Origin of the sequence: Paraburkholderia unamae, assembly GCF_003268775.1 — a bacterium.
Classification (GTDB): domain Bacteria; phylum Pseudomonadota; class Gammaproteobacteria; order Burkholderiales; family Burkholderiaceae; genus Paraburkholderia; species Paraburkholderia unamae.
Genome location: NZ_QLSU01000034.1, coordinates 24,100 through 46,508 on the forward strand (window position 1 = coordinate 24,100; position 22,409 = coordinate 46,508).

Consider the following 22,409-nt stretch of genomic DNA (forward strand, 5'->3'; position numbering starts at 1 on the left):
CCGCTTTCGGACCCCACTGGCCGCTCTCAGCCCAGAGCGGCACCGATTTGCCTCGCGGCGGTTGCCTCCGCCGCGAAGCGCCCCACGGGAGGCTCGTGCGCCTTGGTGATGGCGCGCGAGCCGGTATGCGTGATCCGGTCCTGCGGGCAGTTCGCGCGTTGTGTTGCGCGAACCGCCTTCATGCTGCTGCTGAAGCTAACTCAGGCCGCCTTCACTTGCGCTTGCGGCTGCGCGATCTCGAAGTTCGCCATGATTTCGAGCGCGCGGATCATCGCCGAGTGGTCCCAGGCCCGTCCGCCGTTCGCCGCGCACACGCTGAAGAGTTGCTGCGCGCTGGCCGTGTGCGGCAGCGCGAGACCGAGCTTGCGTGCGCCGTCGATGGCGAGGTTCAGGTCCTTCTGGTGCAGCTCGATCCGGAAGCCAGGGTCGAAGGTGCGCTTCGTCATGCGTTCGCCGTGCACTTCGAGAATGCGCGACGAAGCAAAGCCGCCCATGAGCGCCTTGCGCACGCGCTCGGGGTCGGCGCCCGAGCGCGCCGCGAACAGCAGCGCTTCGGCCACGGCCTCGATATTCAGCGCGACGATGATCTGGTTCGCCACCTTGCAGGTCTGGCCCGCGCCGTTGTCGCCGATGAGCGAGATGTTCTTGCCCATCAGCTCGAACAGCGGCAAGGCCCGCTCGAACGCCTTCTGCGGGCCGCCCACCATGATCGTGAGCGTGGCTTCGCGTGCGCCGACTTCGCCGCCCGAGACCGGCGCGTCGAGATAGTCGCAGCCGAGTGCGTTGATCTGCTTCGCGAACTGTTGCGTTTCGAGCGGGGAGATCGAGCTCATGTCGATCACGAGCTTGCCCGCCGAAAGACCCTTGGCCACGCCGTCGTCGGCGAACAGGACATTGGCGACATCAGGCGTGTCCGGTACCATCACGATGACGATGTCCGACACCTTCGCGACGGCCGTCGAATCGGCGACGACCTCGGTTTGCGCGCGCAGGTCGTCGGGCACGGGGAACTTGCCGTTCACGGCGAGCGTGTGACCGCCCTTGATGAGGTTGCGCGCCATGTGCGCGCCCATGATGCCGAGTCCGATAAAGCCAATCTTTGCCATCTTGTGTGTCTCCGTTAAAGCGAATTCGGGGGTGTCGCGTGAATCACGCGAGTTCGGCGGTGCGTTGCTTCGCGCTGCGCAGCCAGGTGAGGCCTTCGACGGTCGTCGTGCGCGGCTTGTACTCGCAGCCGATGTGACCGTCATAGCCGAGCGTGTCGAGCAGGTCGAACAGGAACGGGTAGTTGATTTCGCCCGTGCCGGGTTCGTTGCGGCCAGGATTGTCGGCGAGCTGGATGTGGGCGATCTTCGCGAAGTGCTTCTTGATCGTCGCGGCGAGTTCGCCTTCCATGCGCTGCATGTGATAGATGTCGTATTGCAGGAACAGGTTGTCCGAGCCGGTCTTCTCGATCACGTCGAGCGCTTCGGCCGAGCGGTTCAGCGCGAAGCCGGGAATGTCGTACGCGTTGCACGGCTCGACCAGCAGACGGATGCCTTCGCGCTTGAGTTCGCCGGCGGCGTAGCGCAGGTTCTCGACGATCGTGGCGAGTGCCGTTTCGCGGTCAATGCCCGCCGTCGGGATGCCGACGAGACAATTGAGTTGCGGCACCTTCAGCGCCTTTGCATAGTCGATCGCGCGGCCCACGCCTTCCTGGAACTCGCCACGGCGATCGGGCAGGCAGGCAATGCCGCGTTCGCCCGCTTCCCAGTTGCCGGCGGGCAGATTGTGGAGCACCAGCTTCAGGCCGTTCGCTTCGAGGCGCTCGGCAAGTTCGGCCGCTTTGTACGGATACGGGAACAGGAACTCCACGGCGTCGAAGCCCGCTTGCGCCGCCGCGGCAAAGCGGTCGAGGAAGGGCACTTCGTTGAACAGCATGGTGAGATTCGCGGCAAATTTCGGCATGGGTGTGTCTCTCGGGGCAATGAGTGGGTGAGAGGCCGCTTTTCGCACGTCAGGGCTGAGTGCGAAAAGCGGAGCAAGGCAATCACGCTAAATCGTCAGGATTGCAGAGCGACCGCCGTCGGTGCGTGCTCGGGCTTCTCGGCAAGTTCCTCGAACTCGTTGATCGAGTCGATTTCGGTGCCCATCGAGATATTGGTCACGCGCTCCAGAATCACCTCGACGACGACCGGCACGCTGTGCTCGGCGGCAAGCGCCTGAGCCTGCTTCAGGGCCGGTGCGATTTCCTCCGGCTTGAACACGCGCAGCGCCTTGCAGCCGAGGCCTTCCGCCACCGCCACGTGATCGACGCCATACCCTTCCAACTCGGGTGCGTTGATGTTCTCGAACGCGAGCTGCACGCAGAAGTCCATGTCGAACTGGCGCTGCGCCTGGCGGATCAGGCCGAGGTACGAGTTGTTCACGACCACGTGCACATACGGCATCTTGAACTGCGCACCCACGGCCAGTTCTTCGATCATGAACTGGAAGTCGTAGTCGCCCGAGAGCGCCACGATGGGCCGCGTCGGGTCGGCTGCGCGCACGCCGAGCGCCGCCGGAATCGTCCAGCCGAGCGGGCCTGCCTGGCCGCAGTTGATCCAGTTGCGCGCCTTGTACACGTGCAGGAACTGCGCGCCCGCGATCTGCGAAAGACCGATCGTGCTCACGTAGCAGGTGTCGCGGCCAAACGCCTTGTTCATCTCTTCGTACACGCGCTGCGGCTTGATCGGCGTGTTTTCGAAGTGCGTCTTGCGGTGCAGGGTGCGCTTGCGTTCCTGGCAATCGGCCACCCACGCGCTGCGGTCCTTGAGCTTGCCCGCGGCCTTCCATTCCTGCGCGACTTCGACGAAGAGTTCGAGCGCGGCCTTCGCGTCCGACACGATGCCGAGATCCGGGCCGAACACGCGGCCGATCTGCGTCGGTTCGATGTCGACGTGCACGAACTTGCGGCCCTTCGTGTAGACCTCGACACTGCCCGTATGGCGGTTCGCCCAACGGTTGCCGATGCCGAGCACGAAGTCGGAGGCGAGCATCGTGGCGTTGCCGTAGCGGTGCGAGGTTTGCAGGCCGACCATGCCGGCCATGAGCGGGTGGTCGTCGGCAATCGCGCCCCACGACATGAGCGTCGGGATCACGGGCACGCCCACCGTTTCTGCGAACTGCACGAGCAGGTCTTCGGCCGCCGCGTTGAGCACGCCGCCGCCCGAGACGATCAACGGCTTGTCGCTCGCGTTGAGCAGTTCGAGCGCGGCTTCGATCTGCTTGCGGCTCGCGCGCGGCTTGTAGACCGGCAGCGGCTCATAGGTGTCGATGTCGAATTCGATTTCGGCGAGTTGCACGTCGATCGGCAGATCGACCAGCACCGGGCCCGGACGGCCCGAGCGCATGAGGTGGAACGCCTGCTGGAACACGCGCGGCACGAGCGCGGGCTCGCGCACGGTCACGGCCCACTTGGTGACGGGCTTGGCGATCGATTCGATGTCGACGGCCTGGAAGTCTTCTTTGTAGAGGCGGGCGCGCGGCGCCTGGCCCGTGATCGCGAGAATCGGAATCGAGTCGGCGGACGCGGAATAGAGGCCCGTGATCATGTCGGTGCCCGCGGGGCCCGAGGTGCCGATGCACACGCCGATGTTGCCGGGCGTGGCGCGCGTATAGCCTTCGGCCATGTGCGAGGCGCCTTCAACGTGGCGTGCCAGCACGTGGCTGATGCCGCCGGACTTCTTCATCGCCGCGTAGAACGGATTGATGGCTGCGCCCGGCACGCCGAAAGCGGTATCGATGCCTTCTTTTTCGAGCACCAGAACGGCGGCGTCGACGGCTCTCATTTTGGCCATGATTGTCTCCTGAATGTCGCGTATGCAAGGAATGGCTAAGCGGTTGAGGCCCACTGTAGAGCCGCAGGAAAGGTTTGATAAGATCAGTCCAGGTCGTTTATTCCGAAACAAAAAGTATGGAATGCAGGTGGGACGGCGCTTACGGCGCGCGTCCGGACCGTGGAGACAGGAAATGGACCGCTTCAAGCAGATCGAAACCTTCGTGCGCGTCGCGGACGCGGGCAGTCTCGCGGCGGCGGCGCTCGAGGAGGGCGTCTCGCCGGTCATACTCGGGCGGCGCATCGACGCGCTCGAAAAGCGCCTGGGCGTGAAGCTCATCTACCGCTCGACGCGGCGGCTCGTGGTGAGCGAGGAGGGCGGGGCGTTTCTCGAACGTTGCCGCGGGTTGCTCGCTGACTGGGATCAGGCCGAGAACGAGCTTTCGGCCGGGCGACAGGTGGTGAGCGGGCATCTGATCGTCTCGGCGCCGGCCGCGTTCGGGCGCAAGCACGTCGCGCCGCTCGCGCCCGAATTTCTCGCCGACAAGCCCGAACTTCAGGTGTCGTTCAATCTCACCGACCGCGTGGTCGATCTCGTGCGCGAAGGCTACGACCTGTCGATCCGCATCGGCGGCGCGGTGGATCCGAATTTCGTGGCCGTGAAGCTTGCTTCGAACCGCCGCGTGGTGTGCGGCACGCCCGAGTACTTTCGCAAGCACGGCCGCCCGCAGGCGCTCGAAGACCTGCCGGGCCACAACTGCCTTGCCTTCAACCTGCAAGGCGGACAAAACCGCGGCTGGTACTTCAGCCGCAACGGCAAGCTCGTGACCGTGCGCGTGGGCGGCACGCTCGACTGCAATGACGGCGAACTGCTGCACCGCTGGGTGACCGAGGGCCTCGGCCTTGGCTGGCGCTCGACCTGGGAAATCGACGCGCAACTCGCGCTCGGCGAACTGGAAACGGTGCTCGACGAGTACGCGCTGCCCGAGTACGACATCCTCGCGGTGTACCCGCAGCAGCGTTATGTGCCCGCCCGCGTGCGCTATTTCATCGACTACCTCAAGGAGGTCTACGCGCGCCCGGGGTATTGGACCGGCGCGCAGTGAAGGCGCAGCCGGCCAGGCGTGAAGGCGTCGGGCGGCGCATCGGCGCGCATTGCCGATTTATTTTTCGCTTTCGTGTGGACACGGCGGGAATAAACTTGGCCCAGCGTTGGTAGTGCTTGCAGGGCGGCCGAGGTCGCGCGAGACAGACGAAGACGCGAGGGGACGACGTGGGCGAAGCCGCGTACGAGCAGGACGAGGCAGGGCGCAGCCGCCGCTTTCAGGCGCTGGCGCTGCCGCATCTCGATGCGGCCTACAACCTCGCGCGCTGGCTTTCGCGCAATCCGCGCGACGCCGAGGACATTGTCCAGGAGGCGTTTCTGCGGGCGTTTCGCTTCTTCGACGCCTTTCGCGGCGATGAGGCGCGCCCTTGGCTGCTCGCGATCGTGCGGCGCGTCTGGTACGACGAATGGCGGCGGCGCGCGGGCGCCGAAGAGGTGGCGCCGTTCGACGAATTGCGCGACGACGCACCGCTCGAAGGCTGGGAGACCGGCGGCGTCGATCCCGAGACGCTCGCGATTCGCGCCGAGGACTCGCGCCACGTGCACGACGCGCTCAAGCGCCTGCCGGTGGAGTTTCGGGAAGTGCTGGTGCTGCGCGAACTGGAAGAACTCGGCTACCGCGAGATCGCGGCGATTGCCGACCTGCCCGTGGGCACGGTGATGTCGCGCCTGGCGCGCGGCAGGCGGCGCCTCGCGACACTGCTGGCGGATTATCGCGGGCAGAGCGCGGACGAGCGCGGCCGGGCGACGGCTGGCGAAGCAGGAAACGATTCGGTCGGTCGCGCCCAGGATTGCGCGGGCGACAAGTCAGGAGCAGGGGAAAGCAGTCAAGCCAGGAGACCATCCGGCCGGGGGACCGGCGGTCGGTTCCGCGAGGAGCCGGCCGCCGACGGCGGAGCGCCATTGCGCCGTCGGCCGCGCCCCGAGAGCCACACCACGGAGGCGCCCGATGAACTGTAACGAAGCGCGCCCGCTGGTCGACGCGAGCGTCGATCGAGAACTTTCCGCCGCCGACGAATGGCGCGTGCGCGAGCATCTGTCCGGCTGCGCGCAATGCCGCCGCGCCGCCGACGACGCGCAGGCCATTTCCCGCGTGATTCGCACCGCGCCCTATCGCCGCGCGCCCGCCGGGCTCGCGGCGCGCATCGTCGCCGCGTTGCCCGCGACGGACGCCGCGCCCGCGACGTCTGCGCCTTCTCGTGCGCGCGATTCGGCTTGGCGCGACTGGCTGCGGGGCTGGTGGCCGCGCGGTGGGGCGGCGGCCGGCAGCCACGGCTATCCGGGTGCGATGCAAGGCCCTCTGCAAGGCCCGCGCGCGGCGACGCTCGCGTGGTTCGGTTGCGCCGTGTTGATCCTTTGCGCGCTGGCCGTGATCGCCACGCTGCATCTGCGCCGCCCGGCCACGGACGCCGCTTTCGTCGACGACCTCGTGTCGAGCCATGTGCGCGCCCAGATCTCGGGCCGCGACCTCGACGTCATCTCGACAGACCGCCACACCGTGAAGCCGTGGTTCAACGGCCGCATCGACTACGCGCCGCCCGTGTTCGATCTCGCGCAGCAGGGTTTTGCGCTGGCGGGCGGCCGCCTCGACTATGTGGGGCGCGAGCGGGTGGCGGTGCTCGTCTATCACTATCGCAAGCACGTGATCGACGTCTATGTGTTCCCGCCCGGCGCGAGCGGCGCCGCCGTGTCGGGCGCCGCGCCGCCTCACACGAGCGACGGCTACGCGCTCCAGCGCTGGCAGGCGGCGGGCATGACGTGGTGGGCCGTGACGGACGCCGGCGCGGACGCGCTCGACGGCCTGCGCGCAGCGCTCGACGCCCGTCTGACGGCGGGCGCGAGCGAGGCCGCCGGCGGCTAGCCGCGCAAGTCATTGAAAACACGCCCGAATCATCGCGCAAACGCATGATCTGCCTTGCGTGCGTAGCCCATCCGCGCTACAATCTTCGGCTTCTCACTTGCTGCACCGGTTCCGACGCCCGGGTGGCTTTAATCCACAAGGAGTGAATATGCGTCATTACGAAATCGTCTTCATCGTGCATCCCGATCAGAGCGAGCAAGTGCCCGCCATGATCGAGCGCTACAAGGGCACGATCACCTCGCACGGTGGTCAGATCCACCGCATCGAAGACTGGGGCCGTCGTCAACTGGCCTACATGATCGAGAAACTCGCGAAGGCTCACTACGTCTGCATGAACATCGAATGCGACCAGACCACGCTCGACGAACTGGAACACGCGTTCAAGTTCAACGACGCTGTTCTGCGTCACCTCATCGTCAAGATGAAGAAGGCCGAAACCGGTCCGTCGCCGATGATGAAGGAAGTGCAGCGCGAAGAAGCCAAGAAGGCGGCTGCTCAGCCGACCGAAGCGCAGGCTTAATTACACAAGCCATCAGGATTCGAGCTCATTTGCCTAAGCCAACTGCGTGAACAGGCTGCAACTCACGGCTAGCGTCGTCGAACGCGAACCGGTGCGGTACACCCCCGCCGGCGTTCCGATCGCAAGCGTCACGTTGCAGCACCGCACTGAGGTCGTCGAAGCCGGCATTCCCCGCTTCGTCGAACTCACGATGCCCGCGGTGGCGGCCGGCAAGGCCTGCGGTCTCGTGGAAAGCTGCGAGATGGGCGTGGAAGCGATCTTCACCGGTTTTCTGGCGAAAAAGCACCGCAACGCGCGAACCCTGGTGTTTCACATCACCGAAATGCAAGGCACAGGAAAGGACTAATCATGCCCCGCCCGACTGGTAAGAAATTCGACAAGCGTCGTCAGCAACAAAACCCGCTCTTCAAGCGCAAGAAGTTCTGCCGCTTCACGGCAGCAAACGTCGAACAGATCGACTACAAGGACCTCGACACGCTGAAGGACTTCATCGGCGAAAACGGCAAGATCACGCCGGCTCGTCTGACGGGTACGAAGGCCCACTATCAGCGTCAGCTGGACACGGCTATCAAGCGCGCGCGTTTCCTCGCGCTGATGCCGTACACCGACCAGCACAAGGCCTAACAAGACGACGCGATAAGGAGCAATAGAATGCAGATCATTCTTCTGGAAAAAGTCGTCAACCTGGGCAACCTCGGCGACATCGTCAAGGTGAAGGACGGTTACGCACGTAACTTCCTGATCCCGAACAAGCAAGCACGCCGCGCAACGAAGGACGCAATCGCTGAATTCGAAGTTCGCCGCGCTGAACTCGAAAAGGCCGCCGCTGAAAAGCTGGCAGCTGCACAAGGCGAAGGCGAAAAGCTGAACGGCCTGACGCTCCAGATCGGCCAGAAGGCCGGTGTGGACGGCCGTCTGTTCGGTTCGGTCACGAACGCCGACATCGCCGCAGCACTCGGCAAGGTTGGCTTCGCAGTGGAAAAGGCGCAAGTGCGTCTGCCGGAAGGCCCGCTGAAGATGGTGGGCGACCACCCGGTGCAGGTTTCGCTGCACACCGACGTCCTCGTCGACGTCACGGTGTCGGTGCTGGGCGAGCACGCCTAAGCACGACGTGCGGCTCGCAAGGGCCGCACGGGTTTGACGCAAGACTCAGAAAGGGCAGGAGCCGCAGGGCTTCTGCCTTTTTTGTTGCGCGCCGCCTGGACGCTTGTTGCCAGTTTTCCAGCTTGTTCGAGGCACCCCCTTGCCCGATAATTGCCCTCCATGAACGCTCCGAAAGATCCCCAACTCGACTCGCTAAAGGTCCCGCCGCATTCGATCGAAGCCGAGCAATCGGTGCTCGGCGGTCTCCTGCTGGATAACGCCGCCTGGGACCGGATTGCCGACTTCCTCTCGCAAAGCGACTTCTACCGCTACGATCACCGCATCATCTTCGAGCATATCGGCCGGCTGATCGCGGCCACGCGCCCGGCCGACGTGGTGACGGTGTACGAGGCGCTCGGCACCTCGGGCAAGGCCGACGACGTGGGCGGCCTCGCGTATCTGAATGCGCTCGCCCAGAACACGCCGAGCGCGGCGAACATCCGCCGCTATGCGGAAATCGTCCGTGACCGCGCGGTGCTGCGCCGCCTCGTTTCCGTCGCCGACGAGATTTCCGCCGACGCCTTCAATCCGCAGGGCAAGGAAGTGCGCCAGCTGCTCGACGAGGCGGAGTCGAAGGTGTTCTCCATCGCCGAGGACGGCGCGCGCGGCACGCAGGGCTTTCTCGAAATCGGGCCGCTGCTCACCCAGGTCGTCGAGCGCATCGACACGCTCTATCACACGGCCAACCCGAGCGACGTGACGGGGACGCCCACGGGCTTCATGGACCTCGACCGCATGACCTCGGGCATGCACGGCGGCGAGCTGATCATCGTGGCGGGGCGCCCCTCGATGGGCAAGACCGCGTTCTCGATGAACGTCGGCGAATACGTGGCCGTGGAGTATGGCCTGCCGGTGGCGGTGTTCTCCATGGAAATGCCGGGCACGCAGCTCATCATGCGTATGCTCGGGTCGGTGGGGCGGCTGGACCAGCACCGCATGCGTACGGGCCGTCTGACCGACGAGGATTGGCCGAAGCTCACGCACGCCGTGCAGAAGATGAGCGAGGCGCAGATCTTCATCGACGAAACTGGCGGCCTGAACCCGATGGAACTGCGCTCGCGCGCGCGACGCCTGTCGCGCCAGTGCGGCAAGCTCGGCCTCATCATCATCGACTACCTGCAACTCATGAGCGGGTCGTCGACGGGCGAGAACCGGGCGACCGAAATTTCGGAAATCTCGCGCTCGCTCAAGAGCCTTGCGAAGGAACTGGACGTGCCCGTGATCGCGCTCTCGCAGCTCAACCGCGGTCTGGAGCAGCGCCCGAACAAGCGTCCGGTGATGTCGGACCTGCGCGAATCGGGCGCTATCGAACAGGACGCGGACGTCATCCTGTTCATTTATCGCGACGAAGTCTACAACCCCGACAGCCCCGACAAAGGCACCGCCGAAATCATTATCGGCAAGCAGCGTAACGGTCCGATCGGACCCGTTCGGCTCACGTTCCACGGTCAATACACGAAGTTCGACAATTTTGCCGGCGCGCAAAACTTCTACAGCGAATAAGGCGGCGGGGTCGGCGGCTTGCGCCAAAGTGGCGCAAAAGCCGCTGCGGCGCCTGCCAATCCATGCGCCGGCACTCTGCTGACGATACAATGTGGCCGTTTTATGACGGTTAGCTTTGTCGCCTATTTTGCCGCTTCGTGACGGCAATCCGAGACCAATTTCCGGGATACCAATGTTCGGTCGATTCATGCCCACCGAGGGCAAGTTCTTCGAAATCTTCAATGCGCACGCGAAGTGCATCGTTTCCGCGAGCCACGAGCTCGAACTCCTGATCGACAACCTCGCCGACGCCGAGGTCCACAAGCAGAACGTGCAGGCCGCCGAGAAGGCCGCCGACAAGCTCACGCACGAAGCGATCGACCTGCTGCACAAGACCTTCATCACGCCGCTCGACCGCGACGAGATTCACAAGCTCATCACGACGATGGACGATTGCCTCGACCTCATGGAGGACGTCGCCACCGCCATTTCGCTTTACGACGTGCAGGCGGTGACCGCCGAGGCGAGCCAGCTCGCGCACGTGGTGACGGCCACGGCCAAGCGCGTGCAGTCGGCCGTGGCGATGCTCTCGGACATGAAGCAGGCGCGCGAGATCCTGCAAGCGTGTGAGGACATCGACCGCCTCGAATCGGATGCCGACCGCCTGCTGCGCGGGGCCATCTCGAAGCTGTTCCGTGAGGAAGACAACGTCAAGACGCTGATCAAGCTGAAGGCGATCTATGAATTGCTCGAAGCGATCACGGACAAGTGCGAGGATGTCGCGAACATCATCGAAGGCATCGTGCTAGAGAACGCCTGAGCGGACTGCGATGCAATCGATACAACTCGCCCTCTGGGCGGTCGCGACGCTGGTCGCCATCGCTCTCATCTTCGACTTCATGAACGGCTTTCACGACGCGGCGAATTCCATCGCCACGGTCGTGTCCACGGGCGTTCTGAAGCCGCAGCAGGCGGTGGCGTTCGCCGCCATGTTCAACGTGATCGCCTATTTCGTGTTCCACCTGAAGGTGGCGCAGACGGTGGGCAAGGGCACGATCGATCCCGATATCGTCGACCACTACGTGGTGTTCGGCGCGCTGATGGGCGCGATCGGCTGGAACGTGCTGACCTGGTACTACGGGATTCCGTCGAGCTCCTCGCATGCGCTGATCGGCGGGCTCGTGGGCGCGGCGCTTGCCAAGTCGGGCTGGGCGTCGCTGAATTTCGACGGGCTCATGAAGACCGTGGCGTTCATCTTCATCTCGCCGCTGCTCGGTTTCGTGCTCGGCTCGTTCTTCATGCTCACGGTGTCGTGGCTGTACTTCCGCACGCCGCCAAGCAAGGTGGACCGGCGGTTCCGGCGCTTGCAACTGCTCTCTGCGAGCCTCTATAGCCTCGGCCACGGCGGCAACGACGCGCAGAAAACCATCGGCATCATCTGGATGCTGCTGATCGCAACGGGCTACTCGGCGGTCGGCTCGGACGCGCCGCCCATCTGGGTGATTGGCGGCTGCTATCTGTCGATGGGTCTCGGCACGCTGTTCGGCGGCTGGCGCATCGTGCGCACGATGGGGCAGAAGATCACCAAGCTCAAGCCGGTCGGCGGCTTCTGCGCGGAGGCGGGCGGGGCGCTCACGCTCTTCACGGCTTCGTGGATGGGCATTCCCGTTTCCACCACGCATACGATCACGGGTGCGATCGTCGGCGTCGGTGCCACGCAAAAGCTCAGCGCGGTGCGCTGGGGCGTGGCGGGCAACATCGTCTGGGCCTGGGTGCTGACCATACCGGCCTCCGCCACGCTGGCCGCGGCGGCCTGGTGGCTCGGTCACCGCTTCATGTAAAACCTGCGGCGCCTTCGGGCGCCGCAGTGCTTTCCAGGCCCCGCTGGCGCGCGGCGGGCGTGCTCAGATCATCGGCGTGCTGGCTCCGTCCATCGGAATGAGCGCGCCCGTCACGTAGCTCGCGCGGCGGCTCGCGAGGAAAAGCGCGACATCGGCGATTTCCTCCGGCTTGGCATAACGGCCGAGCGGCACCTTGGCCTCGCCGCTCGCGAGCGCCTGGGCTGAATCGACGCCTTGCCGCTGGGCTTCGAGCTGCACGGCTTCCTGAAGGCGTTCGGTGAGCGTGGCGCCCGGGTTGATGGCGTTGATGCGAATGCCGTAGCGGGCGTGGTAGTGCGCTAGGCCCACGGTCGCGAGCATCAAGGCGGCGTTGGCCGCGCCGCCGGCAATGTGGATGTCGCTCGCGAACTTGCCGCCCATGCCGATGATGTTGACGATCGCGCCGGGCTCCGTGGTCTCGCCCGCCTTGACCCGTTGCACCATGCGGCGCAGCACTTCCTGCTGCGGATAGATGTACGGGAAATACTTCGCTTCCATCGTGGCCTTGAACGCGTCCGCGTCGAGCAACTCCGGATCGTAGCGGCGCGCCGCCCCTGAGCTGTTGATGAGGATGTCGATGGGGCCCACGGCCGTGGAGACTTCCTCGACCACGTCGGCGGCGCTATGGGCTTCGTGCAGGTCGGCGCGCGTGAGGTGCACGTGCAGGCCTTCGCTCGCCAACTGTTCGCGGGCGCGCGCGAGATTGGCCGGATCGCGCGAGACGATCGCCACTCGCGCGCCTTCCTTCGCAAAGGCGCGCGCACAGGCAAGACCGATGCCCTTGCTGCCGCCCGTCACCAGAACCACCTTCTTGTTGAGTCCGAGATCCATCGTCGCCTCGCTGCGCGAAAGTATAAAAAACGGTACCAAAACGATAGCAGAGGCACGGTGAGCCGGAAACATTACTCGCTGCGCGGGCAGGGACATGGCGCCGCAGCGCGCTTCACTCGCCGCTGTTGGCGAAGCGCGCGATCGGATCGTCGCCCGACTGGGTCGGGGCGGGCAACGCCGCGCCGGACGTCGAGGCGCGCATGATCTGCGCCCCGCCGGCCGGCGATGCGACGGTCTGGATCGGCGAGGAGCCGGCCTGGCCAGCCTGGCGTGCGGCGGCGGTTGCGGTGGGCGGGGGCGGCTCGAAGGCGTCAGCGGCGGCGTCGATGGCGTCGCGCGGGGCGCGGGTTGCCGGAGCGGCGGCCGGGTTGGCCGCGGGGTTGGCCACGGGGTTAGACACATAGGCCGGCGCGAGCGCGCCCGCGTCGCGCGACTGCGTTTGGGCCGCGCCAAGCGAGGCGGGTGGCGGTTCGAAGGCGTCGGCGGGCGCTGCCGCTGCCGTTGCTGTTGCCGCACTCGATGCAGGCACGCCTGGCGGCGCGGCCGCATACGCAGGCTGAGGCGCCGCGACCACACGATTTTGCTGGCTGGCGGAGACGATTCGCGCGGGTGGCGGCGCAGGCATGACGCTCGCCATCGCGGCCGCGGCAGGCGGCGCCGCGCTCACGCCCGGAGCACGCTGCTCAGGCGCGGAGGCTTCCCAGGTCGGCGTATCGAACGGCGCGCGCCTGGGTGCCGCCATCCGGCGGATTCCGTCGAAATGTTTCGCCCAGTACGGGTTGGTCAGATAGTCGAGCCGCACCGTGCCGCCCGTGGACGGTGCATTCACGAAGCGCAGCTTGCCTACATAGATCCCGACGTGCGAATGCGGCCGCCCGGTCGTATTGAAGAAGACGAGGTCGCCGGGCGCGATCTCGTCGGGCTCGATCGTTTCGCCGCGCGTGCTCATTTCGGCCGTGGTGCGCGGCAGATCGACGGAAGCCGAGCGCGCCAGCACGTATTTTACGAGGCCGCTGCAATCGAAGCCGCTGTCGGGCGTATTGCCGCCCCAGCGATACGGAATGCCGACAAGGCCCATCGCCTGGATCGAGATTTCCTCGCGGCCCACGCTGTGATCGACAAAATTGGGAAAGCCCGGCGGTTTGGTGCGCCACGCGTTTTCGCCCGACGACGAACCGCTGCGCGTCACCTTTTGCGGTGCGCTCGAACACGCGGCAAGCAGGACAGCGATCAGAAGCGGAAGCCAGAGTCGACGCATGAAGCGGGCGAAGCGCACGGGGTACGTGCGCTGTCGGAAAAACGGGTCATGGGCGGATGGTAGCCCGCGCGTCCGGGCTTTCGCAAGAATTCTTCACAACTTACTTGAAGTCCGTGCGCCAGGTGTTGCTCCGGCGGGACGCTCCGCCATGAAAAAAGGACCGTATCCGGTCCCCCGGATACGGTCCTTGCGATCGGCCCGGACGCCCGCAACAGGCGGCGTCCGGCGATGAAATTACAGAATGTCCGACGCGTAATCGGCAAGCCGCGAGCGTTCGCCGCGAGCCAGCGTCACGTGGCCGCTGTGCGCCCAGCCCTTGAAGCGGTCCACCACGTAGGTGAGGCCCGAGCTGCCTTCGGTCAGATACGGCGTGTCGATCTGCGCGATGTTGCCCAGACACACGATCTTCGTGCCCGGACCCGCGCGCGTGACGAGCGTCTTCATCTGCTTGGGCGTGAGGTTCTGCGCCTCGTCGATGATCAGATACTTGTCCACGAACGTACGGCCGCGCATGAAGTTCATGCTCTTGACCTTCAGGCGCGAGCGGATCAGCTCCTGGGTTGCGGCGCGGCCCCATTCGCCGGCGGCGTCGTCGGTTTTCTGGAGCACTTCGAGGTTGTCGTCGAACGCGCCCATCCACGGCTGCATCTTTTCCTCTTCCGTGCCCGGCAGGAAGCCGATGTCTTCGCCCACCGGTACCGTCGCGCGCGTCACGATGATCTCGTTGTAGCGCTTTTCGTCGAGCACTTGAGCGAGGCCCGCCGCGAGCGCGACGAGCGTCTTGCCCGTGCCGGCCTGGCCGAGCAGCGTGACGAAGTCGATCTCCGGGTTCATCAGCAGGTTCAGCGCGAAGTTCTGCTCGCGGTTGCGCGCCGTGATGCCCCACACGTTGTTCTTGTGGTGGCCGTAGTCGCGCAGCGTTTGCAGGAGCGCCGTCTTGCCGTTGAGTTCACGCACGATCGCGTGGAACGCCGGTTCGCCGTTCTGCGGTTCGAGATAAACGAACTCGTTCACGAGCATCGACAGGCATTCGGGACCCGTCACGCGGTAATACGTCGTGCCGGTCTTGGTGTCCTGCCAGGACTCCATGCCCTTCGCGTGCTTCGACCAGAAGTCCTGCTGGAGCGCGCGCACGCCCGAGTAGAGCAGGTCCTTGTCTTCGAGAACCTGGTCGTTGAAGTAGTCTTCGGCAGGCAGGCCCAGGGCGTGGGCCTTGATGCGCATGTTGATGTCTTTCGACACCAGCACGACGAGGCGGTCGGGCCGGTCGCGTTGCAGCGCGCGCACGACGCCGAGGATCTGGTTGTCCGCCTTGCCTTGCGGCAGGCCGTCGACCGGGTCGATGTGCGTGAGCGTGGTCTGGAAGTACAGGCGGCCGAGCGCCTCGCGGCTGCCGAGGCGGGCAAGCGAAATGCCTTCGGAGATCGGGCCCGCGTTCGCGACCAGCTGGTCGAGCGTGCGGCTCACCTGACGCGCGTTACGCGCGACTTCCGACATGCCCTTCTTGTGGTTGTCGAGTTCCTCCAACGTCATCATCGGCAGATAGACGTCGTGTTCCTCGAAGCGGAACAGGCAGGTCGGGTCGTGCATCAGCACGTTCGTGTCGAGCACGAAGAGCTTCTGGACTTCGACGCTCTCCTCGGGATGCACGCGTTTTTTCGTGGCGCCGCGTGTGGCGGGCGCCGCGGCGGCGCCGGTGGCTTTGGCCGAAGCGGGTTTGCCGCCGCTGCGCGCGGTGGGGGCTTGCGCCGGCTCTTCGCGCGCCTCGCGCGGCTGCAACAGGGCGGCGGTGGTCTGCTTGGCGCCGCCGCGCTTGCGCACGGGCGCCGGCGCGACGGGTTCGAGCGCGGCCAGTTCGGCGCTGGCGCCCGAGAACGGGACCGTGCGCAGCGTGGTGGCGGCGTTGGCGGCCTCGGTCATCGGCTCGGCGACGCTCGCGGGGCCGTAGTCGGCGGCATCGGCAGCGTCGTTTTCGCTCGCTGCCTTGCGCGTGCTGCGCGTCGTGCGGGCACGCGCCTTGTATTCTTCGGGCGGCAGCAGGTTGCCGAGCTTGCTGGGGGGAGTAGGCAAAGGCATGGTGTCCCTCGAAATATTCGGGTCGAGTGGTCGCGGGGTTACCCAGTAAGGCGCGCTTTCGGTCGGTGCGTGCGGATGCCGGGTAGGCGCCCGTCGTTACCGCGCAAGGTGCGCGCTCAGGTCAGAAAATGCCGGTTCGCCTGGTTTTCGATCAGCTCCTTGACGTTTGCGCGCACCGGGTCGCAAAGCCGGCACGAACGGGGAGAAAAGCGGAAGGGAACAGCGATGCATAAACAAAAAAGCCGCTGCCCCGTGTGACGAGGCAAGCGGCTTCACTTCGGTGATGACACGTTGCCCCGGATGCGCATTTCCGGTCATCTCGTGACCGGCTGCGTAACCGCCGCAACATGGCGTAAAAATGGTTGGACAGGCACTCATTGCAGCCCAATATAACGCTCCTCAAAGCGCTTGTACAGCCTCCAGAACTTCGTCGACATGGCCCGGCACCTTGATTCCACGCCACTCGCGGCGCAGTACGCCGTCGGCGTCGATCAGGAAGGTCGAGCGTTCGATACCCCGTACCTGTTTGCCATACATTTTCTTCAATTTGATGACGTCGAAGAGCGTGCACAGCGCTTCATCGGCATCCGATACCAAGGTAAACGGCAGTTCGAGCTTGGCCTTGAAGTTATCGTGCGAGCGCACGCTGTCGCGCGACACGCCCACGATCTGCGCGCCGGCCTTCTTGAACTTCGGATAGAGGTCGCGGAACTGCAAGCCTTCGGTCGTGCAGCCCGGGGTGTTGTCTTTCGGATAGAAGTACAGCACCACCTTCTTGCCCTTCAGGCTAGAGAACGTGAAGTCGCCGCCGGTGGCGGGGGCGGTGAAGTCGGGAACGGGTTGGTCGACTGCGATGGTCACGTCAGGCACGTGGCACTCCCTTTGTTATTGGCAGGCGTTGCCGCCGCGCTGTCCAGCCAGCTGCGCTGCGGCGCCGTTTCGCCGGGACGGCGTGCTGCCCGGGGCGCGGGGGCTTGCGTGGGCGGTGAGTCGTCGGCGCAAGTCTCGCGGCGCACGGGCGGCGGATTCAGTCGGGCTGCACGATCAGCTGGCCGGAGCGGCCGGCGATCTCGCCCCAGGTGACAGGGTACGATGGCAGCGAAGCCGGGTCCAGCGTCGCATGGTAGTCGCCCATCGTGGCAAACGTGTGGCCTTGCGCGCGCCAGCCCGCGAGCAGTTGCTCGAACACGGGCGCGAGTTTCTGGCCTTCGAGCTCCGCGTGCAGCGTGAAGACCTGGTCGTGCGGATTGTTTTCGGTGCGCTTGAGCATCCACGCCGCGACCGTGTCGATGTCGACGCCGTCCACGCCCAGCACTTCGTCGAGCGTGGGCAAGGTGGTGGGCATCTGCACATGGTTCAGCGTGCGTCCCGCCACCACCGGCCGATAGGGCGAATGGCCGCGGCCGTCCGAGGCGTACTTCATGCCCCACGCGTCGATCTGCTCGAAGGCGGCCTCGTTCATTTGCCAGCCCGCCGCGCCGTGCGTGACGGGCGGCGTGCCGAAAATGCGCGTGAAGCGGTCGTGGCTCTTTTGCATCTGGCGCGCGGTCCACTGCGCGTCACGCGTGCGCACGTTGTCCTGCCAGTACACGTGATCCCACGTATGAATGCCGCATTCGAAGCCGGCTTCGTGAATCGCGCGCATCTGCGAGGCCGCTTCCACGCCGATATCCGGGCCCGGCAGCAGCACGCCGTACATCAGCTGCTTCACGCCGTAATGCTCCACCACGGACGTGCGCGAGACCTTCTTGAGAAAGCCGGGACGGAATACGCGGCGCAGCGCCCAGCCCGTGTGATCGGGGCCGAGGCTGAACAGGAACGTGGCGCGCGCCTTGTAGCGGTCGAAGATGCGCGCGAGATTCGGCACGCCTTCGCGCGTGCCGCGCAGCGTGTCGACGTCGATTTTCAGGACGATGCGGGCCAAGTGGCGAGGACCTTTGTCTGACGCTTAGTGTTGCTCGACGAGCGCACGGGCTTCGGCCACATGCCCGCGGTACGCTTCGAAGATCTTGCGCAGCGCTTCGTCGAAGGTCGACTTCGGCGCCCAGTTCAGTTCCTGCTTCGTGTTGTCGATCTTCGGCACGCGGTTCTGCACGTCCTGGTAGCCGGCACCGTAGTACGCGCCCGACGACGTTTCGACGAGCTGCACCTTCTTCGCCATTTCCGCGTATTCCGGGAATTCGGCGGCGAGCGCCAGCATCTTGTGCGCGAGTTCGCGCACCGAGAAGTTGTTGGTCGGGTTGCCGATGTTGTAGATCTTGCCGGTGGCGACGCCGTCCTTGTTCTCGATGATCTTCATGAGCGCTTCGATGCCGTCGTCGATATCGGTGAACGCGCGCTTTTGCGCGCCGCCATCCACGAGGCTGATGTTCTCGCCGCGCACGATGTGGCCGAGGAACTGCGTCACGACGCGCGACGAGCCTTCCTTCGGCGTGTAGATCGAGTCGAGGCCCGGGCCGATCCAGTTGAACGGACGGAACAGCGTGAAGTTCAGGCCTTCCATGCCGTAGCCCCAGATCACGCGGTCCATGAGCTGCTTGGAGCACGCGTAGATCCAGCGCGGCTTGTTGATCGGGCCGTAGGTGAGCGCCGAGGCGTCCGGGTCGAACTGCTCGTCGGAGCACATGCCGTAGACCTCGGAGGTCGACGGGAAGACGAGGTGCTTGCGGTACTTCACGGCCGAACGCACGATCGGGAGGTTCGCCTCGAAGTCGAGCTCGAACACGCGCAGCGGCTGCTGCACGTAGGTCGCGGGCGTGGCGATGGCGACGAGCGGCAGGATCACGTCGCACTTCTTGACGTGGTACTCGACCCACTCCTTGTTGATCGTGATGTCGCCTTCGAAGAAGTGCATCCGTTCATGCTTGACGAGGTCGCCGAGGCGATCCGTCTGCATGTCCATGCCGAACACTTCCCAGTTCGTGTTTTCGAGGATGCGCTTGGAGAGGTGGTGGCCGATAAAGCCGTTCACACCCAGGATCAGGACTTTTTTGGTCATGGACGGGGGACAGATGAAATGAGTTCGGAGAACGCGGCGGGGGTGATGACGGTCTCTTGACCGCCATGTGCCAGACTCGGCGCATGCCGCAGTTCATGGATCGCGATGGCGCGGCCGTCGCCACAAAGGGCGAAAAACGCATTATCGCTTACGTGGATGCCGGCGGGCAATCCGGCGAGGGGGCGGACCCTTTCGGCATCCGGGGAGCCGGGGCGCACGAGGCGCGCGCGGGCGATCACGAAACGCTCGCGGCCGACGTCGGTGAACGCGCCCGGATAGGGGGGCGCGACCGCGCGAATCAGGTTGTACACCTGCTGCGCGCTCTGGCCGAAGTCGAGGCGGCCGTCTTCGGGCTTGCGCCCGCCGAAGTAGCTGCCCTTCGTGAGGTCGTTCGGCAGATGCGGCGCTTCGCCCGCGATCAGCGCGGGCAGCACGCGCCAGAGCGTCTGCTCGGCGGCGACCGTCACTTTGTCGAATACCTGCGCGGCGGTGTCGTCGGGGAGGATCGGCACCGGTGTTTGCGCGACGATGGCGCCCGCGTCGGGCTTGGCGGCCATTTCGTGCAGCGTGGCGCCCGTTTCGGTCTCGCCGTTGAGCACGGCCCAGTTCGTCGGCACACGGCCGCGGTACTTCGGCAGGAGCGAGCCGTGCACGTTGTACGCGCCGCGCGCGGCGAGCGCGAGCAGATCGACGGGCAGCATGTGCCGGTAGTAGAACGAGAAAATGAAGTCCGGGCGCGCCGCGGAAACGGCCGCGCGCAGCTCGGCGCTTTTCGGGTCCGCGGGCGTGACGACCTCGATCCCATGCTCCTCGGCCACCGACTTCACGCTGCCGAACCAGATGTTTTCCGTCGGGCTGTCCTCGTGCGTGACGACGAGCGCGACATCCACGCCGCCCGCCAGCAGCACCTGGAGGCAGCGCACGCCCACGTTGTGATACGCGAAGACGACGGCGCGCGGCTTCATGAGCGGGCTCCTTCGTTGGCCGGATTGTTTGCGGTGCCCGACGCTTGCGCGGATTGCTGTGCGTACGCGGCGGCCTGCACCACATCCTGGCGCGGGGTGTCGACCACGGCGCGGCCGTTGCGCTCTTCCAGAATCGTCTGGATGAGATAGCGCGGGCGCGCGCGCACCTGCTGATAGATGCGGCCGATGTACTCGCCGAGCAGACCGAGCGCGAAGATGATTACGCCAAGCAGGAAGAACGTGATGGCGAACAGCGTGAACACGCCTTGCACTTCCGCGCCGATGATGAAGCGGCGAATCAGCAGCAGCACGAAGAGGCCTGCCGAGCCGAGCGAAAGAATCACGCCGATGAACGACAACCATTGCAGCGGCACGACGGAGAAGCCCGTCACGAGGTCGAAGTTCAGGCGAATGAGGCTGTAGAGCGAATACTTCGACTCGCCCGCGAAACGCTCCTCGTGCGCGACATCGACCTCGACCGGGTTCTGCGAGAACGTGTAGGCGAGCGCGGGAATGAACGTGTTGATTTCGCCGCAGCGGTTGATCGTGTCGACGATGCGGCGGTTGTAGGCGCGCAGCATGCAGCCCTGGTCGGTCATCTTGATGCGCGTGATGCGCTCGCGCAGGCGGTTCATCATCTGCGAGGCCTTGCGGCGCCAGAGGCTGTCCTGGCGCTGCATGCGGATCGTGCCGACGTAGTCGTAGCCCTCGCGCATCTTCTCGACGAGCTTGCCGATTTCCTCGGGCGGGTTTTGCAGGTCGGCGTCGAGCGTGATGACAATCTCGCCGCGCGCCTGCTCGAAGCCCGCGAGGATCGCCATGTGCTGCCCGTAGTTGCCGTTGAGCAGGATCGCGCGCGTCGCGTCGGGACGCGCCCGGAACTGCTCGGCGAGCATCGCGGCGGAGCGGTCGCGGCTGCCGTCGTTAATGAAGATCACTTCGTACGAGGTGCCGAGCTTGTCGAGCGCCGGGTACAGGCGTGCGAACAGGGCGGGAAGGCCGGCTTCCTCGTTGTAGACCGGAATGATGACCGAGACTTCCGGCGTTTCCGGTGTCAAGGTGCGTTGTTCCGTTTGAGTCATGTGTGCATCGATTCCGTTATGGGTGTCGACGGGCGCAGGCGCGGTGGCGCCGAGTCCCGTCCCGTGCCCGCAGGGGCAGTCGGGCGATGGGTGTCGCCCGTTTGTTTACTTGCTTTGCCGATGGTCTTGCAAACTGCTTATTTTGCAAACGTCGCGCAAATCTCGTTGACCGCATGGCACACGCGCGCCACGTCGGCTTCGGTCAGCTGCGTGAAAAGCGGCAGGGTGACCGTGCTCGCGCCGAAGCGCTCCGCGCGCGGGAACATGCCCGCCTTGAAGCCGCGCTCGCGGTAGAGCGTGAACAGGTGAATGGCCGGGTAGTGCACGCCCGAGCCAATGCCGCGCGCCTTCAGTTCGCCCATGAAGCCTGCGCGGTCGATGGCGAGCCGTTCGAGCGGCAGCGTGATCTGGAACATGTGCCAGTTGCTGTTGGTGAAATCGGCGAGCGGCAGGCCCACGCCGAGCTTGACCGCCGCGCCGCCCTCGAAGCCCGCGAAGTAGGCCCGCGCGAGCGCGTGGCGCTGGCGGGTGAAGCGCTCGATATGCTTGAGCTGGCCGAGCCCCACGCGCGCCGCGACATCCGTGAGATTGTACTTGCCGCCGAGCACATCGCAGTCCATCCCGTCGAAACCCGTGCGCGTGATGCCTTGCAGGCGGTACTTCTGGGCCAGCACGGCTTCGGCCTCGTCGTTGAGCACCAGCGCGCCGCCTTCGATCGACGTGAGGTTCTTGTTCGCGTGAAAGCTGAACGACACGATGTCGCCGATCGCGCCGATGCGCTTGCCGTTCCACGTCGAGCCGAAGGCCTGCGCGGCGTCCTCGATCACGCGCAGCTTGTGCTGGCGGGCGATGGCGTAGAGCCGGTCCATGTCGACGGGCAGGCCCGAGAGAAACACCGGGATGATGGCTTTCGTTCGGGGCGTGATGGCCGCTTCGAGCTTGTCGAGGTCGATGTTGCGCGTGACGGGGTCGATGTCGGCGAACACGGGCGTCGCGCCGACTTCGTAGACCACATTGCTCGTGGCGACCCACGAAGCGGGCGTGGTGATGACTTCGTCGCCGGGGCCGACGCCTGCGATGCGCAGGCCGATTTCGAGCGTGGCCGTGCCCGAGTTGAAGGTGCGCACAGGGCGGCCGCCGCAATACTCGGAGAGCGCCGCTTCGAACGCCTGGTTCTGCGGGCCGGTCGTGATCCAGCCCGAGCGCAGCACGTCGGCGACGCCCTGGATGGTTTCCTCGTCGATCTCGGGACGCACGAACGGCAGGAAAGGAAGGGACGACTGCGGAGATGACTGGGTCATGAAGGCTTTACTCGTTGCTCGTCAGAAAGTGGGGCCAGGCGCAAGCATGCCGCGGCATGCCTTACGAACTGCTTATATGGGCGCAACATGCAGCGCAACAAGCGGTGGGAC

General features: G+C 65.4%; 22 protein-coding genes. 10 read left to right on the top strand and 12 right to left on the bottom strand.

Translation table 11 applies throughout. The features are described 5' to 3' along the window. Positions 1 to 200 precede the first annotated feature (200 nt). From C7401_RS36640 to gcl, 3 genes are all read right to left on the bottom strand, one after another. Positions 201 to 1,106, bottom strand: a complete 906-nt coding sequence (locus C7401_RS36640; protein WP_112176934.1) for a 2-hydroxy-3-oxopropionate reductase — start codon at positions 1,104 to 1,106, stop codon at positions 201 to 203. Positions 1,107 to 1,149: 43 nt separating this feature from the next. Next, positions 1,150 to 1,947 (bottom strand): hydroxypyruvate isomerase, encoded by a 798-nt coding sequence (gene hyi, locus C7401_RS36645; protein WP_112176935.1) that lies wholly within the window; start codon positions 1,945 to 1,947, stop codon positions 1,150 to 1,152. A 95-nt stretch (positions 1,948 to 2,042) separates the two neighbouring features. Further along, positions 2,043 to 3,818: a glyoxylate carboligase gene (gene gcl / locus C7401_RS36650; protein ID WP_112176936.1), complete on the bottom strand. Its 1,776-nt coding sequence runs from the start codon at positions 3,816 to 3,818 to the stop codon at positions 2,043 to 2,045. A gap of 172 nt (positions 3,819 to 3,990) precedes the next feature. On the opposite strand from gcl, the gene C7401_RS36655 reads away from it, so the two are divergent. From C7401_RS36655 to C7401_RS36700, 10 genes are all read left to right on the top strand, one after another. Next, positions 3,991 to 4,902, top strand: a complete 912-nt coding sequence (locus C7401_RS36655) for a LysR family transcriptional regulator (protein ID WP_112176937.1) — start codon at positions 3,991 to 3,993, stop codon at positions 4,900 to 4,902. A 167-nt stretch (positions 4,903 to 5,069) separates the two neighbouring features. Then, complete coding sequence (locus tag C7401_RS36660) at positions 5,070 to 5,861, top strand: RNA polymerase sigma factor (protein WP_112176938.1); 792 nt, start codon at positions 5,070 to 5,072, stop codon at positions 5,859 to 5,861. Then, positions 5,851 to 6,762 (top strand): anti-sigma factor family protein, encoded by a 912-nt coding sequence (locus tag C7401_RS36665; protein WP_112176939.1) that lies wholly within the window; start codon positions 5,851 to 5,853, stop codon positions 6,760 to 6,762. The genes C7401_RS36660 and C7401_RS36665 overlap by 11 nt, the downstream gene beginning before the upstream one ends. Positions 6,763 to 6,910: 148 nt before the next feature. Beyond that, complete coding sequence (rpsF, locus tag C7401_RS36670) at positions 6,911 to 7,282, top strand: 30S ribosomal protein S6 (protein WP_028204897.1); 372 nt, start codon at positions 6,911 to 6,913, stop codon at positions 7,280 to 7,282. A 46-nt stretch (positions 7,283 to 7,328) separates the two neighbouring features. Continuing rightward, positions 7,329 to 7,628, top strand: a complete 300-nt coding sequence (gene priB, locus C7401_RS36675) for a primosomal replication protein N (RefSeq protein ID WP_112176940.1) — start codon at positions 7,329 to 7,331, stop codon at positions 7,626 to 7,628. 2 nt (positions 7,629 to 7,630) lie between these two features. Beyond that, positions 7,631 to 7,906: a 30S ribosomal protein S18 gene (gene rpsR, locus C7401_RS36680; RefSeq protein WP_027797225.1), complete on the top strand. Its 276-nt coding sequence runs from the start codon at positions 7,631 to 7,633 to the stop codon at positions 7,904 to 7,906. Between the two features lie 27 nt (positions 7,907 to 7,933). Beyond that, positions 7,934 to 8,386 carry a 50S ribosomal protein L9 gene (gene rplI, locus C7401_RS36685; RefSeq protein ID WP_112176941.1) on the top strand — a complete coding sequence of 151 codons (453 nt, stop codon included), beginning with the start codon at positions 7,934 to 7,936 and terminating at the stop codon, positions 8,384 to 8,386. Between the two features lie 159 nt (positions 8,387 to 8,545). Then, a complete protein-coding gene (locus C7401_RS36690; protein WP_112176942.1) occupies positions 8,546 to 9,928 on the top strand; it encodes a replicative DNA helicase in 1,383 nt (460 codons plus the stop codon). A gap of 172 nt (positions 9,929 to 10,100) precedes the next feature. Next, positions 10,101 to 10,727 (top strand): DUF47 domain-containing protein, encoded by a 627-nt coding sequence (locus C7401_RS36695; RefSeq protein ID WP_112176943.1) that lies wholly within the window; start codon positions 10,101 to 10,103, stop codon positions 10,725 to 10,727. Positions 10,728 to 10,737: 10 nt separating this feature from the next. Further along, positions 10,738 to 11,748 carry an inorganic phosphate transporter gene (locus C7401_RS36700; protein ID WP_112176944.1) on the top strand — a complete coding sequence of 337 codons (1,011 nt, stop codon included), beginning with the start codon at positions 10,738 to 10,740 and terminating at the stop codon, positions 11,746 to 11,748. A 63-nt stretch (positions 11,749 to 11,811) separates the two neighbouring features. On the opposite strand, the gene C7401_RS36705 is transcribed toward C7401_RS36700, so the two are convergent. The 9 genes from C7401_RS36705 to C7401_RS36745 form a co-directional block, all read right to left on the bottom strand. Beyond that, positions 11,812 to 12,618: an SDR family oxidoreductase gene (locus C7401_RS36705; RefSeq protein WP_112176945.1), complete on the bottom strand. Its 807-nt coding sequence runs from the start codon at positions 12,616 to 12,618 to the stop codon at positions 11,812 to 11,814. A gap of 112 nt (positions 12,619 to 12,730) precedes the next feature. Next, positions 12,731 to 13,876: a C40 family peptidase gene (locus tag C7401_RS36710; protein WP_112176995.1), complete on the bottom strand. Its 1,146-nt coding sequence runs from the start codon at positions 13,874 to 13,876 to the stop codon at positions 12,731 to 12,733. Positions 13,877 to 14,110: 234 nt separating this feature from the next. Beyond that, positions 14,111 to 15,952 carry a PhoH family protein gene (locus tag C7401_RS36715; RefSeq protein WP_112176946.1) on the bottom strand — a complete coding sequence of 614 codons (1,842 nt, stop codon included), beginning with the start codon at positions 15,950 to 15,952 and terminating at the stop codon, positions 14,111 to 14,113. A gap of 399 nt (positions 15,953 to 16,351) precedes the next feature. Beyond that, positions 16,352 to 16,813: a peroxiredoxin gene (locus C7401_RS36720; RefSeq protein ID WP_112176996.1), complete on the bottom strand. Its 462-nt coding sequence runs from the start codon at positions 16,811 to 16,813 to the stop codon at positions 16,352 to 16,354. Positions 16,814 to 16,979: 166 nt separating this feature from the next. Beyond that, positions 16,980 to 17,876 (bottom strand): polysaccharide deacetylase family protein, encoded by an 897-nt coding sequence (locus tag C7401_RS36725; RefSeq protein ID WP_112176947.1) that lies wholly within the window; start codon positions 17,874 to 17,876, stop codon positions 16,980 to 16,982. A gap of 24 nt (positions 17,877 to 17,900) precedes the next feature. Further along, positions 17,901 to 18,950, bottom strand: a complete 1,050-nt coding sequence (locus tag C7401_RS36730; RefSeq protein WP_112176948.1) for a bifunctional UDP-4-keto-pentose/UDP-xylose synthase — start codon at positions 18,948 to 18,950, stop codon at positions 17,901 to 17,903. Next, positions 18,947 to 19,915 (bottom strand): formyltransferase, encoded by a 969-nt coding sequence (locus C7401_RS36735; protein ID WP_112176949.1) that lies wholly within the window; start codon positions 19,913 to 19,915, stop codon positions 18,947 to 18,949. Before C7401_RS36735 ends, C7401_RS36730 begins: the two co-directional genes overlap by 4 nt. Beyond that, positions 19,912 to 20,997, bottom strand: coding sequence for a glycosyltransferase (locus tag C7401_RS36740; protein WP_224045487.1), 1,086 nt, complete (start codon positions 20,995 to 20,997; stop codon positions 19,912 to 19,914). Before C7401_RS36740 ends, C7401_RS36735 begins: the two co-directional genes overlap by 4 nt. A gap of 137 nt (positions 20,998 to 21,134) precedes the next feature. Continuing rightward, positions 21,135 to 22,298: a DegT/DnrJ/EryC1/StrS family aminotransferase gene (locus tag C7401_RS36745; RefSeq protein WP_112176950.1), complete on the bottom strand. Its 1,164-nt coding sequence runs from the start codon at positions 22,296 to 22,298 to the stop codon at positions 21,135 to 21,137. Between the last annotated feature and the right edge of the window lie 111 nt (positions 22,299 to 22,409).